This is a genomic window from Deltaproteobacteria bacterium HGW-Deltaproteobacteria-2 (genome assembly GCA_002840505.1).
In the GTDB taxonomy this organism is placed as follows: Bacteria; Desulfobacterota; Syntrophia; order Syntrophales; family Smithellaceae; genus Smithella.
On the sequence record PHBC01000006.1, the window covers coordinates 103,864 to 123,679 of the forward strand.

17 protein-coding genes are annotated in these 19,816 nt (G+C 43.2%); 16 read left to right on the forward strand and 1 reads right to left on the reverse strand.

Annotation, left to right across the window (positions count from 1 at the left end):
- Nucleotides 1–17: 17 nt before the first annotated feature.
- The 10 genes from CVU62_12390 to CVU62_12435 all read left to right on the forward strand — a co-directional run bounded on the left by CVU62_12390 (nucleotide 18) and on the right by CVU62_12435 (nucleotide 12,503).
- Nucleotides 18–656 carry a hemolysin gene (locus CVU62_12390; protein ID PKN36892.1) on the forward strand — a complete coding sequence of 213 codons (639 nt, stop codon included), beginning with the start codon at nucleotides 18–20 and terminating at the stop codon, nucleotides 654–656.
- Nucleotides 657–1,148: 492 nt separating this feature from the next.
- Nucleotides 1,149–2,570, forward strand: coding sequence for a hypothetical protein (locus CVU62_12395; protein ID PKN36893.1), 1,422 nt, complete (start codon nucleotides 1,149–1,151; stop codon nucleotides 2,568–2,570).
- 21 nt (nucleotides 2,571–2,591) lie between these two features.
- Nucleotides 2,592–3,584: a hypothetical protein gene (locus CVU62_12400; GenBank protein PKN36894.1), complete on the forward strand. Its 993-nt coding sequence runs from the start codon at nucleotides 2,592–2,594 to the stop codon at nucleotides 3,582–3,584.
- Nucleotides 3,585–3,823: 239 nt separating this feature from the next.
- On the forward strand, nucleotides 3,824–4,300 hold the full coding sequence (gene rpsF / locus CVU62_12405) for a 30S ribosomal protein S6 (protein PKN36895.1): 477 nt from the start codon (nucleotides 3,824–3,826) through the stop codon (nucleotides 4,298–4,300).
- Nucleotides 4,301–4,303: 3 nt separating this feature from the next.
- A complete protein-coding gene (rpsR, locus tag CVU62_12410; GenBank protein PKN36896.1) occupies nucleotides 4,304–4,573 on the forward strand; it encodes a 30S ribosomal protein S18 in 270 nt (89 codons plus the stop codon).
- A 436-nt stretch (nucleotides 4,574–5,009) separates the two neighbouring features.
- A complete protein-coding gene (locus CVU62_12415; protein ID PKN36897.1) occupies nucleotides 5,010–5,975 on the forward strand; it encodes a hypothetical protein in 966 nt (321 codons plus the stop codon).
- 34 nt (nucleotides 5,976–6,009) lie between these two features.
- Entirely contained in the window at nucleotides 6,010–6,459 is a 450-nt protein-coding gene (locus CVU62_12420; protein ID PKN36898.1) for a 50S ribosomal protein L9, read from the forward strand.
- 2 nt (nucleotides 6,460–6,461) lie between these two features.
- Nucleotides 6,462–7,823 carry a replicative DNA helicase gene (locus CVU62_12425; protein PKN36899.1) on the forward strand — a complete coding sequence of 454 codons (1,362 nt, stop codon included), beginning with the start codon at nucleotides 6,462–6,464 and terminating at the stop codon, nucleotides 7,821–7,823.
- A 512-nt stretch (nucleotides 7,824–8,335) separates the two neighbouring features.
- A complete protein-coding gene (locus tag CVU62_12430) occupies nucleotides 8,336–9,661 on the forward strand; it encodes an MFS transporter (GenBank protein PKN37041.1) in 1,326 nt (441 codons plus the stop codon).
- Between the two features lie 43 nt (nucleotides 9,662–9,704).
- A complete protein-coding gene (locus CVU62_12435) occupies nucleotides 9,705–12,503 on the forward strand; it encodes an acyl-phosphate glycerol 3-phosphate acyltransferase (GenBank protein ID PKN37042.1) in 2,799 nt (932 codons plus the stop codon).
- Nucleotides 12,504–12,814: 311 nt separating this feature from the next.
- Here CVU62_12435 and CVU62_12440 read toward each other — a convergent pair whose 3' ends face one another.
- Nucleotides 12,815–13,555, reverse strand: coding sequence for a hypothetical protein (locus tag CVU62_12440; protein ID PKN36900.1), 741 nt, complete (start codon nucleotides 13,553–13,555; stop codon nucleotides 12,815–12,817).
- Nucleotides 13,556–14,260: 705 nt separating this feature from the next.
- On the opposite strand from CVU62_12440, the gene CVU62_12445 reads away from it, so the two are divergent.
- From CVU62_12445 to CVU62_12470, 6 genes are all read left to right on the forward strand, one after another.
- A complete protein-coding gene (locus CVU62_12445) occupies nucleotides 14,261–14,509 on the forward strand; it encodes a hypothetical protein (protein ID PKN36901.1) in 249 nt (82 codons plus the stop codon).
- Nucleotides 14,499–15,830: a C4-dicarboxylate ABC transporter substrate-binding protein gene (locus CVU62_12450; protein ID PKN36902.1), complete on the forward strand. Its 1,332-nt coding sequence runs from the start codon at nucleotides 14,499–14,501 to the stop codon at nucleotides 15,828–15,830. Before CVU62_12445 ends, CVU62_12450 begins: the two co-directional genes overlap by 11 nt.
- A 235-nt stretch (nucleotides 15,831–16,065) precedes the next feature.
- The gene (locus CVU62_12455) at nucleotides 16,066–16,230 is read left to right on the forward strand and encodes a benzylsuccinate synthase (protein ID PKN36903.1); all 165 of its coding nucleotides are present in this window, start codon (nucleotides 16,066–16,068) and stop codon (nucleotides 16,228–16,230) included.
- Nucleotides 16,231–16,306: 76 nt separating this feature from the next.
- Nucleotides 16,307–16,678: a hypothetical protein gene (locus CVU62_12460; protein PKN36904.1), complete on the forward strand. Its 372-nt coding sequence runs from the start codon at nucleotides 16,307–16,309 to the stop codon at nucleotides 16,676–16,678.
- 191 nt (nucleotides 16,679–16,869) lie between these two features.
- A complete protein-coding gene (locus tag CVU62_12465; protein PKN36905.1) occupies nucleotides 16,870–19,374 on the forward strand; it encodes a formate acetyltransferase in 2,505 nt (834 codons plus the stop codon).
- Between the two features lie 115 nt (nucleotides 19,375–19,489).
- The gene (locus CVU62_12470; GenBank protein PKN36906.1) at nucleotides 19,490–19,711 is read left to right on the forward strand and encodes a hypothetical protein; all 222 of its coding nucleotides are present in this window, start codon (nucleotides 19,490–19,492) and stop codon (nucleotides 19,709–19,711) included.
- The last annotated feature ends 105 nt before the right edge of the window (nucleotides 19,712–19,816 follow it).

A 19,816-nucleotide genomic window follows, 5' to 3' on the forward strand; every position in this document is an offset into this window, starting at 1 on the left:
CCTCAAAGGATATAATTATGAAAGTCAAAACCCAGGAGCTTTTTAATTTTTATTCACACCTTGCCGGAATGATCGCTGCTGTCATCGGAACCGTCTTTCTGTTAATTGTTGCCAGTCATTCGGCGTCCGGTTTTGTTACGGCTCTTATTTATGGATTCTCTGCAGTTTTTCTTTTTGCAGCAAGTTCTCTATATCATGCCTTCAAAAAGGAAGAAAATGAGATATCCTTCTGGAGAAGAATGGATAAACTGGCAATTTTTTTTATGATCGCCGGAACATTTACTCCTGTGTGTTATTTTTATCTGGATGGTGCATATAGATGGTCGATGATTGCCTTCCAATGGAGTCTTGTGGGTTTTGGTTTAATGTCCCAGATTTTTTTCCCAAAAGCTCCACGCAAATTATACGCGGCTATATACATATCAATGGGCTGGTCAGGGCTTTTCGTTATTAAACAGGTCCTTGCCAATATGCCTTTAAGCCAGGGAGTCCTTCTGTTTTCCGGTGGAATCGCTTATACAGTGGGGGGTATTATTTATGCCGTAAAAAAGCCAAGAATGTTTACCGGTATCTTCAGTTTCCATGAACTCTTTCACATCATGGTTCTGATTGGCGGAGTCCTGCATTATGCAATGATTTACAGAATTTATTGTTGAAACTCCAATTCCGAAAGCGAAGCGTAGCGGAATTGGTAAGTTGAATCCCGACGCTGTCGGGACAAAGCGGAGGGTGCATACCCGTGATTCCCGGCTTGGCGTCTAAATAATGAGCGCGGCAAGTTCGTTATTCTCTGAAATAAACTTCGGTTCAAAAAAAAATTACTTGACAAAAAACTAATTTAGCGTTTTTTATTTCCGGTAGTTTTGCTGAGGGATATTCAATTCGCGTAGCCCATTATTTATTGCCCCTCCTATCTAACGAGATTATTCGACACCGGGTCAGCCCGATGAAATAATATTAATCAAAAACAAGACTTGTCCCTATTCAGAAAATTGCTTCCTTAAGGCAAGTGGTTAAGAAGTTGGGACAATAGGAAAAGGGATGGAATACAAATAATAAAAATTTATTTGTTCTTTAATTTTAGTGAAGATTTAAAAAATTAGTACCTATTTTCGTTGCCAGTATAAAAATTGCAAAGAGATAGATGTATGAAAGAAAATTCTTCATCTGAAATCAGCAATCCGAAATCACTCCGGACATTGATGGTTGATAATTCGGAAAACGACGTACTTCTTATACTTCGTGAACTGCAAAAAGGCGGATACAATCCCTCTTATGAAAGGGTGGAAACCGCCATCGCCATGGAAGAAATCATCAAAGATAAACAATGGGATATTATTCTTTGCGACTATACAATGCCGAAGTTCAACGCTCCGTCGGCCATTGCTCTTCTAAAGAAAACCGATATAGATATTCCTATTATTATTGTATCCGGAAGTATTGGCGAAGATGCTGCCGTAGAATGTATGCGGCTGGGAGCACAGGATTATATCATGAAGGGGAACTTATCCCGTCTTTGTCCGGCCATAGCCAGAGAATTAGAAGAAGCGGTAAATAGAAACAGGCAAAAGCAGGCGGAGGAGAACTTCCGCCGTTCTCTGGAAGATTTGCCGCTGGGTGTACGCATCGTGACCGTGGATGGAGAGACTCTCTATGCCAATAAGGCCATTCTGGATATCTATGGTTACGATAGCATTGAAGAATTAAAAACAACTCCTGTAGAAAATCGCTACACTCCGGAGAGTTTTGCCGAGTACCAGATAAGAAGAGAAAAAAGAAAACGAGAAGATGATACCCCCTCCGAATACGATATAGGCATTGTAAGGAAAAACGGTGAAGTACGCTATATCCATGTCTTACGCAAAGATGTATTATGGAATGGCGAAAAGCAGGTTCAAGTTTTATATAGCGACATTACCGACCGCAAGCAAGCGGAAGAAAGATTTCTTACCTCCCTTCGGGAAAAAGATATTCTTCTCAAGGAAGTTCATCACCGGGTGAAGAACAACATGCAGGTGATATCCGGCCTTCTCGATCTTCCGGCAGCGTTAAGCGGAAATCAGGAACGGAGGAAAATGTTCCGTGAGAGCCAGAACAGGATCCAGGCCATGTCACTGGTACATGAAAAACTCTACGGTTCAAAGGATTTCACAAGAATCGATCTGGCTGGTTATGTGAGAACTATGTCACAGGATTTATTTCAATCATACAAAGTCAATCCAGGGAAAATAGATCTGATCGTTCAAACCGACGGAAATGTTTATGTAGATATTAACAAGGCAATTCCCTGCGGCTTGATTTTGAACGAATTAATTTCCAATGCGCTTAAACACGCTTTCCCCGGAAATAGACATGGTGAGTTAACGATTATAATAAGCCAAACGAAAAACACAGAGATAGAAATCGTTGTCCGGGATAATGGCTTAGGCTTATCAGGCGATGTTGATGTTCACCAACCGCTGTCTGTGGGGTTGCATTTGGTGAACGGGCTGGTAAAGAACCAGCTTGACGGCCAAATAGAATTTAGACGTGCCGCCGGAACAGAAATAAGTATGAAATTTCCTTTATAATTTGAGGGAGGAGATATAGTTATGAACAGTGTTAACAGTAGAAAAAGTGATAAAATTATGGTCGTGGAAGACGAATGGATTGTCGCCGATCAGCTTTGCAATAATCTGAAGGATCTTGGGTACATGGTTTGTTCGACGGCATCGACAGGAGATGAAGCTATCAGTAACGTGAAAGAGGATAAACCGGATCTGATCCTGATGGATATTGTTTTAAAGAATAAAATGGATGGCATTGAAGCTGCCGAACAGATCACTTCACAGTTCAATATACCTGTCATTTATCTGACTGCTTATACGAATCAGGAATATATCGAACGTGCAAAGCAGACAAAGCCTTTCGGTTATCTGATCAAACCTTTTAAGCAGGGGGAACTGTATGCCAATATCGAAATGGCTCTTCATAAACACCGGTTAGATAAAGAAATCAAAGAGTATCTGGAACGCCTGGTAAAATGTTACAGAGGGACGGTTGAAAGTGTTTCGGAAGCAATTGAATTGCGCGGGCCTTATGCTGCCGGTCATCACCGGAGGGTTGCTGAATTTGCACATGCCATAGCCAGGAAAATGGGACTTTCCGATTTTTCTATAGATGGGACTTGTTTGGCAGCATTTGTTTATGACATCGGCCTTGTGAGTGTACCTCTCAGTGTAATTCAGGATTCCGGACAGTTGACAGGACTTAAGCTGGATTTGTATCGCAACTATCCGAAAACGAGTTACGACGTTTTGGAAAAAATAGATTTCCCCTGGCCCGTTGCTGATATTGTTCTGCAACATTGCGAATGTTACGATGGATCCGGATTCCCTAAAGGAATAAAGAAGGATGATATCCTTATCGAAGCCAGGATTCTGGCCGTAGCGCATGCCCTTGAAGACTTGACTTCTCATAAGTCATTCCGGAATGCCCTTCCTTTGAATCATGCTCTTGATGAAATAAAGCGCTATCGTGAATCCAAGTATGATCCAAATGTTGTGGATATATGTTTAAGGCTTTTCAGGGATGTAAGTATATAGGCTGGGAAACTGATTCATACAGCACAGATTTTAAATCACAGTGCTGTCTTTGCGGCTGGCGGAAAATCTTTTTCGGAGGCTTTCTTAATCTTAAGAAGGAAAAGACATCAATAATTATAATATTTTAACCAGTGATAAATAACCCTTGCTTTCTGTTATAGTTTGATATAAAAGCCACACCTACTAATTTTTTAAGACTCCTTGCCTGTTAAATCAGGCTTTAGAGCCGAAAGGAGAAAATTTTGCAGAGATACGAAGTTATAGCTATAGTTTTAGCTAATTTAAGTGACGAAGACATTACCGCATTAATCGAACGCAGCCAAAAAATCATTACCGACCGCAAAGGTGTCGTCGCCAAGATCGACAAATGGGGAAAAAGACATCTTGCCTATGAAATCAAAAAACAAAAAGACGGTTATTATTTTCTTATCGACTTTGCCGGCAACGGAGCCATTGTTGCGGAAATTGAAAGAAATTATAAAATTGATGACCGTATCCTGAAGTTCATGACGGTAAAAAAAGAGGGTGCAACCACCCCCGAAGGCATTGAACAGGAAATTGCCGCGGCGGAGGCAAAACGTACCCAGGCGAAGGCAGAAGGAGAAGCGGGAGCGGAAGGAAAAATTGTCCATCAGATAGAAAAAGCCTCCGGCGAAACGAAGCCTTTACCTAAAAAACTTTATAATAAAGAAGAAATTTCAACGAGGGGGGAATAAGCAATGGCCATACCAAACGGAGATAAACCAAATCGATATCCCCAGAAAAAGTTTTTTCATAAAAAGAAATTTTGCCGTTTTTGCACAGATTCTAATGTGAAAATTGATTATAAAAATCCTATGGTCCTGAATAATTTCATAACAGAGCGAGGCAAGATTATGCCGCGCAGAATTACCGGTAATTGTGCCAGCCATCAGAGAGAATTGGCGTTAGCAATAAAACGCTCCCGAATGATTGCAATTATGCCTTTTGTTACCGGTGAAGGAAGATAGATTTTTTAATGAGACTCGCTGAAAAAGAGTCCCGACTTGTCGGGATGAAGTTTGTCCCTATCACCTAAAGGTGAAGGGATAATTCGCTCTAAGATTTTTCATATACTGCGTTTTGAAAAATCAGGGCTCATTAAAGCGTTAGTCGAATTATCCCGCAAAGCGGAGGGCAGAATGCCCGTGATATACTGATTTGTTCTTCTCTTTTTATGAAGAATAAAACCGGCTGCTTTTATTTTTCGGGGAAATTTTATATAAATTTAAGTTAAATCAAATCACTCCTGCGTAGATTATCGATAAGGTAACGCCCATATTATATGGCGTTACCTTTTTTCAAAGTAAATTCTTGATTTGATTACCGGCAATTGCGTTCTGGTTGGCAGTAATTCACAAGAGAAATGTAGTTATATAAAATTTTGTTGTTAGCAGGTTATCATCCTTGGAAAGATTCAGAACAACCTTTTTCAATATTCCTTTTTTAAAACTTTTATTTTTTGTTTCTGCTTTTATTTTTGCAATAGCTTTTATTCCTGTTATCGGTTCTGTTGCTCTTATTCTGTTACCAGTGATTTTATTTTTTAATGGTATAGTTAATGGCAAAGTTAAGACCAACGCCGCTTTCTTAATTTCTTTTTTGATTCTTTTTTTTCTATCAGCTTTATTGCAGCAAAATTTACCTACTGTTGCCATTTTTACCATGGGGATGGCCGGCTTATTAATTGCCCAGATTGCAGCACGAAATGGATCAATTGAAAAAACAGTTATTTATCCGTCTATTTTTATTATTGCCGCAATTTGTATCTATTTCATTTACGGTGGTTCGGTTCTTTCTATAAATCCGTGGCAGCTTGTGGAAAGACATATAGCCGCAGCGGTTGAAGAAAATATAAAACTCTACAGCCAGTTGTCTTTCAGAGCAGAAGATATTAATTTCTTTAAAGATAACAAGCGGGACATTACCAATGTTTTGACCCGGATGTTTCCGGCACTGGTTGTCATAACCGCGACATTAATTGTTTGGGCAAATATTCTTCTGGGAAAACGAATTCTCGGTAAAGCCGGTATCGTTTTACCAAATCTTACCGCATTAAATCGATGGAAGGTTCCTGAATTCATTATCTGGATTTTTATCGTTTCCGGCGGTCTTTTCTTTGTGCAGAATAAAGACATAACCTTTTTCAGCTCCAACATATTTCTGGTAACGTGTTTTGTATATTTACTGCAAGGCCTTGCGATCGTTAGCTTCTTTTTTCAAAAGAAAAACGTACCTTTCTTTTTCCGCTATCTTTTTTATTTTTTAATTGCAGTTCAGCAAATTCTTATGATACCTATAGTAGCCATCGGATTATTCGATATCTGGGTTGATTTTAGGAAATTTTTTCAAAAAGATCAGGCAACCACTTGATTTCATCAGTATTCTTACAAAACGGAGGGTTTTTATGAAAGTAATTTTGAAGCAAAGCGTGCCTTCTTTAGGTAAGGCGGGGGCTTTAATTAAAGTTAATGATGGTTATGCCCGCAATTTTTTGATTCCTAAAGGATTGGCTACCGAGGCCAATGAAAAAAACATCAAACTCTTTGAGCATGATAAAACAAATATCCTGAAGAAAGCGGCTAAGGAGCACAAGTCCGCTCAGGATCTGGCGGATGCTTTGTCTAATGTAACTATAACAATAGCCCGTAAACTCGGTGATCAGGATAAAATCTTTGGTTCAGTAACAACCAAGGACATAGAATCAGCGCTTAAAGAAAAGGGTTACGACATTAATCGAAAAATGATTGTCCATGAACATGGTGAACATATAAAGTCGCTGGGTGAATTTAAAGTAAAAATAAAGTTGACAGCCGATGTAGAAACCGAAATCAAATTAATCGTTACCGGCGAGTAATAATGAGAGATATCGATTCATCTTTATATAAGCTTCCACCGCAAAATATCGAGGCCGAACAGTCTATCCTCGGTAGTATTTTGCTGGAAAACAGTGCTATCAACAGCGTGCTGGAAATTATATCATCCCCGGGTGATTTTTATAACGAAGCTCACCGGAAGATTTTTGGCGTTATCATTGAGATTTCCGAAAGAAACGAGCCGGTTGATATTATTACTTTAAGCAACGCCCTGAAAGATAAAAACCTTTTGGATTCAGTGGGTGGTACAACATATCTTGCTTCTCTGGTCGATAACGTTCCGTCTGCGGCTAACGTTGCGAATTACTCCAAAATTGTTAAGGAAAAGGCGATTCTCCGCGGATTAATCGGTTCGGCAACGGAGATTATCAATAGTTGCTATGAAACCGGTTCCGATGTTGATCAGGTTCTGGATAAAGCAGAACACAGTATTTTCGAAATTTCCGAGAATAAAGTGCGTCCCGCTTTTTTCCCGATTCGAGATATTGTCAAGGACAGCTTCCGGTCGATTGAAGATCTTTATTCCCGTAAAGAACTGATTACCGGCGTTCCTACCGGTTTTGAAAAAATTGATGATTTAACTTCCGGCTTGCAGAAATCGGAACTGATAATCATTGCCGGACGTCCCAGCATGGGCAAGACAGCGTTTGCCTTGAATATCGCATTATTCGCGGCTATGGAAGCGCAGACGCCCGCCGCTATTTTTTCGCTGGAAATGTCCAAGGAGCAGCTTGCTTTTCGTCTACTTGCGTCCGAGGGCAGAGTTGATTCACAGCGCCTGAGAAAAGGCATTCTGGGAGAAACCGATTGGCCGAAACTGACGACAGCCGCCGGCCGGCTTTCCGATGCGCCACTCTTCATTGATGATACCCCGGCCATTACCGTTTTGGAAATGAAGGCCAAATCACGCCGGCTCAAAGCCGATCAGGGGCTGGGATTGATCGTCGTAGACTACATCCAGCTGATGCGTTCCGGCAGTTACCGCGAATCCCGCGAGCAGGAAATATCGGAAATCAGCCGTTCTTTGAAGGCTCTGGCTAAAGAACTCAGAGTGCCCGTTGTCGCGCTCTCGCAGCTCAACCGCAAAGTGGAAGACCGCACTAACCGCCGTCCGCAAATGGCGGATTTAAGAGAATCCGGTGCTATCGAACAGGACGCCGACGTTATTGCTTTTATTTACCGTGATGAAGTTTATGACAAATCGGACGATAATATTAACAAAGGAATTGCGGAAATAATCATCGCCAAACAAAGAAACGGCCCCACCGGAACTGTTAAACTTGCTTTTGTGGACAAGTATACAAGTTTCCAAAACCTTGCCCATGTAGAAACGCCCGAAAATTAGAATTCCATGCCGAGAATTGCCGGATTAGGAATAGCAAGAATCAGCGCGCCTTTACTCTTGACAATTGCCACTAAAGAATCTCGCAAATTTTCACCAGTAATGGATTTTAGGCAACCAATAATTCCTAGATTCCCACCGGAGTAGAATCCCGCGCATGCGCGACGGGAATGACACTCAAATGTTCTCCGCCGGGGTAATTTGGCAAGAGGCCGTTATCCATTGATAGAACAAGAGTCATGAAATATTTTTTGTAATTCTCAAATCATTAGTCTCGATGGATAGACAACCCTTCAATTGTAAATAATCAAAAAAAGACTGAACTCAAAATTTACATATGATAAAAGAATATATAATACCATTTTTAAATCAAAGGTGATATTGCGGCGGCTAGGCGGAGGCGACGAGGCGTATTTTTTACATACGTTGAGGAAGCCGACAATCCCGATGAATCGGGACCAACAAAAATAGCGCTTTGATTTAGAATTGGTATAGCAGGTTATTCTATGGCAGATATTAAAAGGGCTTCAAAAAAAGAACTGTTTGGCTGGGCAATGTTTGATTTTGCCAACTCGTCCTATACGACTGTTATCATCACAGTAGTTTTTTGTATTATATTCCCCAAAATCATTGTCGGAGATGGGCCGGAATACAGGCTGGGTAATCTTCTGTGGAGTACTTCCCTGTCCATAAGCTATCTGATTGTGCTTCTTACGGCACCGCTCTTCGGCGCAATCATGGACTACACCGGATTAAAAAAGAAGTTTCTCTTTGGGAGCTACATCCTCACGGTAATTGCTACCGCGGCTCTTTATTTCGTTGGTCCTGGAGATATCATTTTGGGAATGCTGCTTATTATTCTATCCAATGTCGGTTTTTCCTACAGCGAATCTTTTGTCTCCAGTTTTCTTCCGGATCTTGGTCCGCCTGAAGATCTGGGTAAGATTTCTGGCTATGCCTGGGGACTGGGATATTTTGGCGGTCTCTTATCTGTAGCAGTAGTAATATTTGGTCTGAGTGCCGGTGTATATACAATGGAAAATTTCCAAAATCTGCGGCTGGTGGGACCGGTGACAGGTTTGTTTTTTTTGATAGCCGCCATTCCGACATTTTTGTGGGTCAAGGAACGGACGGCTCCCAGACCTCTCTCCCAGAATGACAATTATATTACTATCGGGTTGAAACGATTGAAAAAAACTTTTCTGGATATTCGGGATTACAAAGATTTGATAATCCTTTTAGCATCATTCTTTTTCGCTTATGCGGGGCTCTCCATAGTGATCGCCTTTGCCTTTATTTACGGAGACCAGATCATAAAATGGTCAAGCAGCATACAGATATTAATGTTCGTTATAACGCAGTTTACAGCAGCGGCAGGCGCATTTCTTTTTGGAGTCATTCAGGACAGATGGAAAGCTAAACCGGCATTTATTCTGACGCTTGTGCTCTGGCTGGTTTCCGTAAGCCTGATTTACGAGGTCATTGAAGTTACAGCTTTTGTAAACAGCGTGACGGGCCTTGCTCTGCAAGAGGCGCATGTTTTCCTTGTTGTCGGTTTCATAGCCGGATTAGGCCTGGGATCAACCCAATCCGCCTGCCGTGCCATGGTCGGTCTTTTCTCACCGGATACAAAGGCCGGAGAGTTTTTCGGCTTATGGAGTTTTACCGGTCGTCTTTCGGCTATTGTCGGACTGATGGGTTTGGGATTATTGCAAACGCTTTTTGGTCTGCAAAAGGCGATACTTGTTTGTCTGGTATTTTTTTTAATGTCATTAGTTATCGTTCTTTTCGTCAATGAAGAACGGGGCAAGATGATTGCGCGTGAACATGCCGGAGAATAGATAGGTGGTCAGTAGTCGAATAAATATTAATTCCGATAAATCGATGAATGTTTTGCTTCAGGCCATTAAAGAACTTGTTGTGGAGCTTCATCCATCCTGGCCGGAAACCAGGAAAATATTGCCGGACAGTTTACTGTCACAGGACCTGGGACTGGACAGCCTGGCGCGTGTGGAACTGCTTGCCCGCATCGAAAGAAATTTTGGTGTAACACTTGAAGAGAAAATATTTATCGATGCCGAAACACCACGCAATCTGTGGCAGGCAATCATCAATGCCGGTCCTTCCTTAACGCCTGTTGCCGCAATGGAAATCAGTAAGGTGGAAATAGGCGAAACACATGACTTGCCCTTCGATGCCCAAACACTAGTGGAAGTACTGAACTGGCATGTGGAGAATCATCCGGACAGACCCCACATTCGTTTATACAACGATGAAGACGATGGAGAAATCATTACATATGGAAAGTTGGGTGAAGGGGCGCGGGCGGTAGCCGCCGGTCTTCAGGAAAAAGGCCTGCTGCCGGGAGATTCCGTTTCCATCATGCTGCCCACGAGTAGGGAATACTTTTTTACTTTTATGGGAATTTTACTGGCGGGCGGTATACCCGTTCCCATCTATCCGCCATTTCGCATGAACCAGCTTGAAGATCATTTGCGACGGCACAGCGCCATTCTCAAAAACTGCGGCGCAAAGATGATGGTCATCATTCCGGAGGCCAAGCGCTTTGCCCAGGTTCTCAAGGCGCAGGTGGAAAGTATGCACACCCTGGCGACTATAGAAGAATTAACTTCCGGCACGGCCAAGTATAATAAATTCACTTCGGCGGCAAACGATACTGCCTTTCTTCAATATACGTCCGGCAGTACCGGTAATCCCAAGGGCGTGATGCTGACCCATGCCAATCTGCTGGCCAATGTCCACGCGCTGGGTGAAGTCGTGCAGGTGAAATCCACGGATGTTATCGTAAGTTGGCTGCCGCTCTATCATGACATGGGCTTGATCGGAACATGGCTTTCCAGTCTTTATTATGCCGCCATGCTTGTAGTCATGTCGCCGCTCAATTTTATTTCGCGGCCGCAGCGCTGGCTGTGGGCTATTCATCGCTATCGGGGTACCATTTCAGCTGCTCCTAATTTTGCCTATGAATTATGTCTGAAAAGATTAACGGATGATGATCTTCAAGGACTTGATCTGTCTTCCTGGAGAGTTGCCTGTAACGGTGCCGAACCGGTAAGTCCTGAAACAGTGGAAAATTTCTGCCGGCATTTTAGCAAGTATGGCTTTAAACGCGAGACATTAATGCCTGTATACGGTCTGGCGGAATGTTCGGTCGGACTTGCCCTGCCGCCCCTTGATCGCGGTCCGCTCATTGATAAAATTAATAGAGAAGTTTTTGTCAATACTGGCCATGCCATCCCGTCTACTGAAGTTGACGATCGGGTTTTGCGATTTGTTGCCTGCGGTCGTCCGTTGCCCGGCCATGAGGTACGTATTGTAGATAACGCCGGTCGGGAATTGCCTGAACGATACGAAGGGAAACTTCATTTTCGCGGACCTTCGGCAACAAGCGGATACTATCACAATATCGAAGATACCAGGAAGCTCTTTGACGGTGCTTGGTTGGATTCCGGCGATATGGCTTATATCGCAGGCGGTGACATATTTATTACAGGACGCAAAAAAGACATTATCATCCGCGCGGGACGAAACATCTATCCTCAGGAACTTGAAGAAGCAGTAGGAAAGGTTGCGGGTATCAGAAAAGGCAATGTGGTTGTTTTTGCCGCGAAGGATACCGTCAATCAAACGGAAAAACTGGTCGTCATGGCCGAGACGCGGGAAGAAAATCCGGAAAAATTAAATGCCTTGCGCGAAGAAATCAACGTTCTGGCAATGGATTTAGTGGGAACAGGCGCGGATGAAGTGGTACTGGCTCCGCCGGGCACTGTACTCAAGACATCCAGCGGAAAAATCCGTCGGGCCGGTAACCGCGCTCTTTATGAAAGCGGCCGGATAGGTAAAGGTTACAAAGCGACATGGTGGCAAATAGTGCGGATTGCCTTATCCGGAATCGAGCCAGAATTGAGGCGCATGTGGCACGGCGTGCTAAGCGGATTCTATGCCGCCTACTGCTTGTTGCTGTTCTTTATTCTCGCACCTGTAACATGGTTGGCCGTTGTCCTGCTGCCCAAAGAATCATGGCGCTGGGCCTTTATGAGAAAAGTGGCTCGCTTTCTGGCCAGAGCATCTTTCACATCGATCGATGTTCAGGGAACGGAAAATCTTCCTCTCGACTCTTCCTGTATCTTTGTGGCCAATCATGCCAGTTATCTGGATAATTTTTTGATGGTTGCCATGCTGCCGATGGAATTAAGTTTTGTTGCCAAGGCCGAACTGAGAGGAAGTTTTTTGGCACGAGTATTTCTGAAACGAATTAGTGCGGAATTTGCGGAACGATTCGATAAACAAAAAGGTGTTGAAGATGCCCGCCGTATTTCCTCTGTGGCACGCAAAGGCCGCAGCCTGCTCTTTTTTGCAGAAGGGGGCTTTACCCGTATTCCGGGACTTCGTCCTTTTCATATGGGCGCATTTGAAGCAGCGGTAGAGGCTTATGTTCCTGTCGTACCGATTGCCATTCGCGGCACACGTTCCATGCTGCGTGATGTCAGCCTGTTTCCAAGACGCGGCACAATAACCGTAACAATCGGGAAGCCCATTGAGCCCCATAGCGTGCAAGATCCCTCTGTGCCGGATTCATGGAAAACGGCAATAAAACTGCGCGATGCCGCTCGTGATCACATTCTGCGGCATTGCGGCGAACCAGATCTTTCCGGTTACTGAAAAATGCTCGGTTAAGAATTTTCTGCGTTGAATCTTTTTTCTGAGATGTCGTTGCTCGAATTCAGATAAAGCAACAATAATGTCATCCTTTTATAAATAGATTGTTTCATCTATTTGTAATATCAGATTGAACTACCCGTATGGAAAGACTTCTCGAAACAAGTATCGCCCGGAGTGCAATGACAGAGATTGGATATATTGCGACTCCATTTTCAGGGGAAGCACATCCTTGTAATTTAAAATAATACTGGTGTACTTTTCCGCCATCTATTCAGCAGTGATAAAAAAGTTGTGAAGTTTGGGATGCGTTGCTACTTTATCTCCAATGCAGTTTTTAAAGACTTTTCAATATAATTGATATGCTCGATAGTCGCAATCCTGGCTGCTTCAGAATTATGTTTCTCTATGGCATCGCTAATTTCCCGTAATTGAGTTACAATATTCTTTGAAATTCCGGAAATAGTCGAAAGCCTCTCGCGGATGATTGGAAAGTATTCATGCAAAATGTCGGTCATAGTTTTACACAGATGAACAAATACGGTATTGCTGGTAGTATTGGCCAGCAGTTCAAAAAAATGGGTGTAGAGTATTATACCTTTTGGGGCAATGATAATTTTATTAAGGCCGACCTTCCGGGCTTCTTTGAATAGTTCTTTCATCTGTTTGATCTGTTCAAGAGGGGCATTTTTTGCTGCCAAGTAGGCAGCCTCGGCATCAATAATACGCCACACATATAATAATTCCCACATGCTTTCCTGGCTAACAGAGAGATGATCTAGCAATGGGGTGCGTAGATCATCGAACATAGATTTTACAAACTTGCCTTTCCGGTCCTGAGATTCGATGTAACCGCGGGCTTCCAGCAGTTTCAGGCCCTCACGCAGGGATATGCGGCTGATGCCGAAGATTTTGGTCATTTCATGTTCACTGGGCAGTTTATCACCCGGCTTTAGTGCGCCTTTCGTGATAAGATCTATGATATGGTTGGTAACCCGACTGGGAATATCGGGCGCCTTCTCAATTTTTGACATGCCAAACGTCTTTTTACCCATGATACCTACACAATTGTTTTTAATAAAATATTTTTTCCAATTTTAGAGAATATATAAGAAATATCGTTTTTTATCAATAAAATATTGATATATTTTGATTTCATAATTAATTTATCGTTAATTATGACTTGTCATTTGATATAGAGAGTAACCAATAATAGAAATACGAAGAGAGCAAGAAGGGAGGAAGTCTTTGTCTGCCCTCTTCGTACATGGATGCTCACTTTTTCGGGAAGCCTAAATTACTTACTACCACCTTCAGTTCCCTTAAGATTCTTTAATCATCTGTGGCCGAGGAAATATTTCATTCCTGACCGCTCCCGATTCAGTTATGCACCATGGTCTGTCGCTGTTCCTAATGATAATATTCTGAAGTCTTTTGACCTTTTCCTTTAACCTCTTAAAACTATTCAGTATCCGGCCATTAGAGGGTGTCATCCAAAGTCTTTATAAATTAACAGCAAAAAAATATAGCGCGGTTTAAATTTTTTATTGACATATTGTATTACAATATGTCAATAACAACGAGCCAAAAATAAGTCAATTAAAATTTTCATTAATTTCTCGGTAGGGGACTGGTACCAATTTACAAAGGTATCAATCTATAATCAGCTGAATTTGTTTAGTCAGACATTGATACATAGTGACATCAAGAATGAAGCAAATTTAGAGGGGATTAGCTATTTTTTCAGTAAGGAGATTTTTATGAAATCTAAAATGTTCGTTTGGCTTATATTTATCGAATTCATTGTGTTTTTCATTAGTTCTGCTTTTGCGCTTACTTTCAGAGAAAAGGTAAAATATGTGAAGTTTTTAACGGGATCTAAAATAGAACTTACACCGCAGGAAAGAGAAAAATATGCGAAGGCTTTTATGGAATCAGCGAGCGGGCTTACATTGAAAATCTCATTTTTTGTTCAAAACATTTTTAAAAGGAGGTTTTATGAAATGTAACAATCTTGTTAAGTTTCTCTGTCTGGGTTTAGTTGTGTTTTTTATCGGATCAACCTCTACATTTGCGCTTACGCTTCAGGAAAAGGCAAAATACGCGAGGTTTTTAACAGGATATACGAGCGAATTCACGCCTCAAGAAAGAGAAAAGCTTGCAAAGGTTTTTATAGATTCCGCGACAGGACTTACACCACAAGAAAAGGCAAAATACGCGAAGTTTTTAGCAGGATCCACAAGCGATTTTACCCCTCAGGAAAGAGAAAAATATTCTAATGTTTTTATGGACGCCGCACTCGTAATTCCACCACAAGACAAGGCAAAATATGCAGATATACCCGGTGTTCAGAACTTAAAAAAAGTAAAACCAAACGGTGACTTTCTGTATGTCGTCAAGTTGGGCACATTGGCTCCGGAAGGAGTCGGTTGGGCTGCTTTAATCAAGCAAATAATTAATCCCGGAATATTAAAGGTGACAAGTGGACTGATATATTTGAACTGGTATTACGGCGGTACAATGGGTGATGACCAGGATATATTAGCCAAGATGCGCAACGGACAGTTGCAGGGAGGCGGTTTTTCCGGACAGGGAATGTTAATGGCTTGTCCGGAAATGGCTTTGATAGAATTACCGTTCATGTTCGAAAGTTACGATGAAGTGGAATATGTTTATTCCAAGCTAAGACCGCGCATCAGTCAGTGGTTTGAAAAGCATGGATATCATCTTGTTCTACTGGCGGAGCAGGATTTTGATCAAGTTTATTCCACTAAATATCCAATCAGGACATCCGATGACTTTAAAAACAGCCGTTTTTTAACATGGTATGGATCTCTGGAAGAAAGGGTTTTAAAAGCTGTAGGCGCGAGTCCTTTACCTATTCGCGTTCCTGAAGTGGCCGCTTCCATCCGCACAGGTGTATGCGATGCCTTCATCAGTCCTAGCATATGGGCAGTCGGAACACAGATGTATACCGTTATGAAATATCTAAATCCCATGCATATACGTTATTCGCCGGCCGGCGGTGTGATAACGATGCAAACATGGAATCTGTTACCTAAGGAAGCTCAAATTGCTATCGATTATTATGTAACGTCAATAGAGAAAGACTTCAGACAGCAAGTGCGTGAAAGCAATGAAAAATGTTTGAAAGCGATGTATAAATACGGAATGAAAGAAGTTAAGCTGACACCTGCAGAACTTAATCTTCTGAAAAAGAGACTCATGCCGCTGTGGGATGAATTAGCCGAAAAGGGATATTATACCAAAGCTGAATTAGCTGAAGTTAAAGCACTATTGGCAGAGTATCGAGCTAAAAATAAAAAATAAATGATTTGTTTAGTGAATATTGGTTTAGGAAAAGCATGACACGGAAATTTTGAAGCGGGCATGTCTCAATTAAAGAGATAAGAAAGCAAAATGAAATATAAAAAACATCGTGTGTATTAGAGGCGCCGGTTGAAGGGCTGCACGCGATGCATAACCATAAAAATATAAAAAAACAGATAAAAGAAATAATTTAAAACAAGAAGTAAAAATTAAACAATAGGAGGAGGTGATATTAATGCCGTTGTGCAAGGAGTGTAAAAAGTTCTTCCCCCTAAAGGAAGATCCGAACAAGGGGGATTGTGTTCAAAGGGTGGTTGATCCGAGACAGGCCTACTACAAAGCGAAACCGGTGGGAGCAAATATGGACGCAAGTTCGTGCTCTTCATTTGAAAAAAAATAAAAACAGATCATTTGCTTACCCTTATTAAAAGGGAAGTCAGCTGAAAAGCCAAAAGGTTAAGAAGGGAGGAAGTTGTATGGCACAAGATGATAAATGGAAACAGGCTTTAGCCGGGACTTTGTCAACAGGCGCTCATAGAGTGACAGGCGTGGAGGATCGGGAAAAAGTACCGGAAAAAAGTTGTGGGTTATGTAAGAATTTTTCTGAGATTTCTTTTTCGTCGGATGGCCGGGGGACTTGCCGGATACTTAAAGCAGGTTCGGATATTAGCATAGAGAAACCTGTTTACGTTTTGGAGGGTGATGTACCATTGGCTTTAAGATTTAACACGGACGGTGTGCGTTGTGAAAAGTTTGAAAGGATGGAACTTATCGATACAGATGGTTCGGAGTGTGCGGACCCGGCTTATCGTCGATCACAGCGTCAGATGGAAAAGATTGTGAAGTGAGAAACAAAGAACTGAGAAAATGAGGAGAATGTAAGAGTTCTTCCCGTTAGAGGATGATAATCTGAATCGCAGTAGCGTGTACAAACGGGTAATGGATACAAAGCAGGCCTATTACAGAGAAGAGATGAATGATGAGCTATTGACCCAAAAAAATTAAAGTAAACTATCAAAGAGATAACAATGGAGGGTATATTATGGCAGAGGCAGCAGTAAACATTAAAGAACTGGAAAAAAATCAAGAATGGTGGCGCGTGGCAGAGCAAAAACGGTCTAAACGCCTGGATTACCTGCGAAAAGCTGTATGGAAGAAAGGGGCCGTCGGCGGATTATATGCGCCCGGCATAAAAGTTGACCTGGAAAGAGTAGGACTTTTTACCGACGGCTATTTTGCCAATCTGAATGATCCGGGAATGGTACGCCATGCCAAGGCGCTGGCCAATGTACTGGATAACATCACTATTTTTATCACCGACCAGGCACAGTTGGTGGGGTATGTGGGAAGCGCTCCTCATAACATCCCTTGGCTGATCGAAGGTGGCTCCATATTGAACGAAGAAGTTTATAACGAACAGGGTGTTGCACCTGAGCCCGAGGCAGAATCGCTGAAAAAGATTGCGGAATTGATCGACAAGTGGAACGGATATAGTGTTCAGGACAGGTTTATACCTTATGTTCTCTCATTTGCCGCGGAAGAGGGCGTCAAACTATTAAGCGGCGCTGTGGGTTGGGGACTTCCTATTTCCATTTCCGGTTACAACGGCAAGGATTACGAATACATTCTGACAGCCAAACGGGGGTTTGAGGACATCATTGCAGAGATTGACCGCAGACAGGAAGAAATGAAAGATAAAGCAAGATCAAAAGCCGGTCCGGAATATCTCCATGTGGGTCCCCGAATGATGAATTGGGAAGGCATGAAGATAGCGCTGCAGGCTGTCATCCGGTACGCCAACCGGTATGCGAGACTGGCAAAGATTGTTGCAGAGAACTACGAAGCCAATCCGAAGCGCAGGGAAGAGCTTCTGCGAATTGCGGAAACCTGCGAACGGGTGCCCGCGAAGCCTCAGCGCAATTTACAGGAATCTCTCCAGTTCGACCACTTCCTGCAGGTCGTGGAGCGGTTTGAATCGGGTGGCGGCGCCTGGCCATCCCGTCCGGACTATTATCATGGTCCGTGGTATGACAAAGATGTCAATATAGACAAACGATTGACCAGGGAAGAGGCGCTTGATCTTGTGGGTGAGTTCATGATTCGCGCCCATGAAGTAGGAGGGTTTTTCCCTCGCTGGACTCGCGAAGGTCTCCAGGGAATTACAGGAACCTGGGTCTGGACATTGGGTGGTGTAAAACAGGACGGGACCGATGCCTGCAATGATTTGACCGTTGCATTTCTTCAGGCGGCGCGTCTTGTCCGCGTGTCCAACCCGACTTTTGCCTTCCGCTGGCATCCACAGGTAAAAGACGAGGTAATGCGGGAATGTTTTGAATGCATCCGTCAGGGTCTGGGATATCCCTCTATGCGGAACGATCCGGTTCTGATAACCAATGTGATGCATTGGCACGGTCATCCCATCGAGGAGGCAAGAACCTGGGTTCATCAGGCCTGTATGTCCCCCTGTCCTACTACAAAGCATGGTTTCCAGCCCATGCGCATGGCCTCGGCAACGGCCAATATGGCGAAGGTTGTTGAATATGCCTTATTCAACGGCTACGATCCGATTGTCAATATGCAGATGGGGCCTCAAACGGGTGACGCGCGGAAATTCAAGAGCTTTGATGAGCTTTACAACGCCTGGGCAGAGCAGCTCAAGTGGCTTATGAATCTGCTGACCATGTCCGTCAATTTCGGTCGTGTTATGTCGCCCGAGATGTGTCCGCGATCGTTTCTATCGTCGATTTCCGAGCGCTGTGTTGAAAGCGGTCAGGATGCAGCTTCCCCGGAAGGTGATCGCGGCAATTCCTGGATTACAGCGTTCACCTGGGTGGAAAACATCGACAGTCTCGCCGCGGTGAAAAAGCTGGTTTTTGATGACAAGAAATACACCATGGATCAGTTAATCACTGCCCTGGAAGCTAATTGGAACGGCTTCGAGGAAATGCGTCTGGATTTCGTGAAAAACGCACCCAAATGGGGAAACGATGATGATTACGTAGATGATATTATGGTGAAATGCTTAAGAGAGGCCGCTGCATTCTCCAAAGTAATCAAAGACCCATCCGGAAATAACTGGCCGATATTGCCGGAAAACGTCAGCGGCAATATTCACTATGCCAACATCGTGCGTGCGTTACCCAACGGCAGACGACTTGGTGATGCCCTGTATGATGGCGGCATTTCTCCCGGACCGGGATTGGATAAGAAGGGGCCGACAGCAGTGCTGAAGTCCTGCGGAAAAATCAATCACATAACGGATGGACGCGCGTTCTTGCTGAACCAGCGGTTATCGCCGACGCAGTTATCCGGAGAGAAGGGCTATCAATTATGGAGGTCCTATATGCATACCTGGGCAGATCTTGGATTGGACCACATTCAATTCAACGTGATCGACGATACAACACTGCGATCAGCCCAGAGGGAGCCTGAAAAATATCAGGAAGTTATTGTTCGTGTTGCCGGATACAGTGCGCATTTTGTGGACATCAGCCGCAAGACGCAGGACAACATCATCCAGCGTACAGTTCAGGGAATTGGTTAGAATTCTCGGAAAGTGGGTGGGGGGATTGTCAATGATGGGCAATCCCCCCACCATCTGACTGAAATAAAAACAAGAAGAGGGGATACAATCCACGGACACAAAGGAGAAAGAGAATATGAAATGCGTAGAGTGTAATTTCGATGGCCCTAACGATAAATTCCGTTATTTGTACAATGCCCGGATTGATTCATCGCTTACGTTAAGGCAGTGTCCCAACTGCCAGGTATGGCTGGCAGTGGATGAACTGACTGGCGCTATTAAACAGAAAGTCGGTTTGGGCGAGGCACCTTGGGGCAAATCAGCCGGCATCGAGGGTTTGGCAACAGATAACGTGTGACAAAACACAACAAGCAGAGATAATATTGGTGATGGACTTATGCCGATGTTTAGCATTGCTAAACATCGGCATAATGAAAGGTGGAGTGGGTAAAGTAGTTAACAA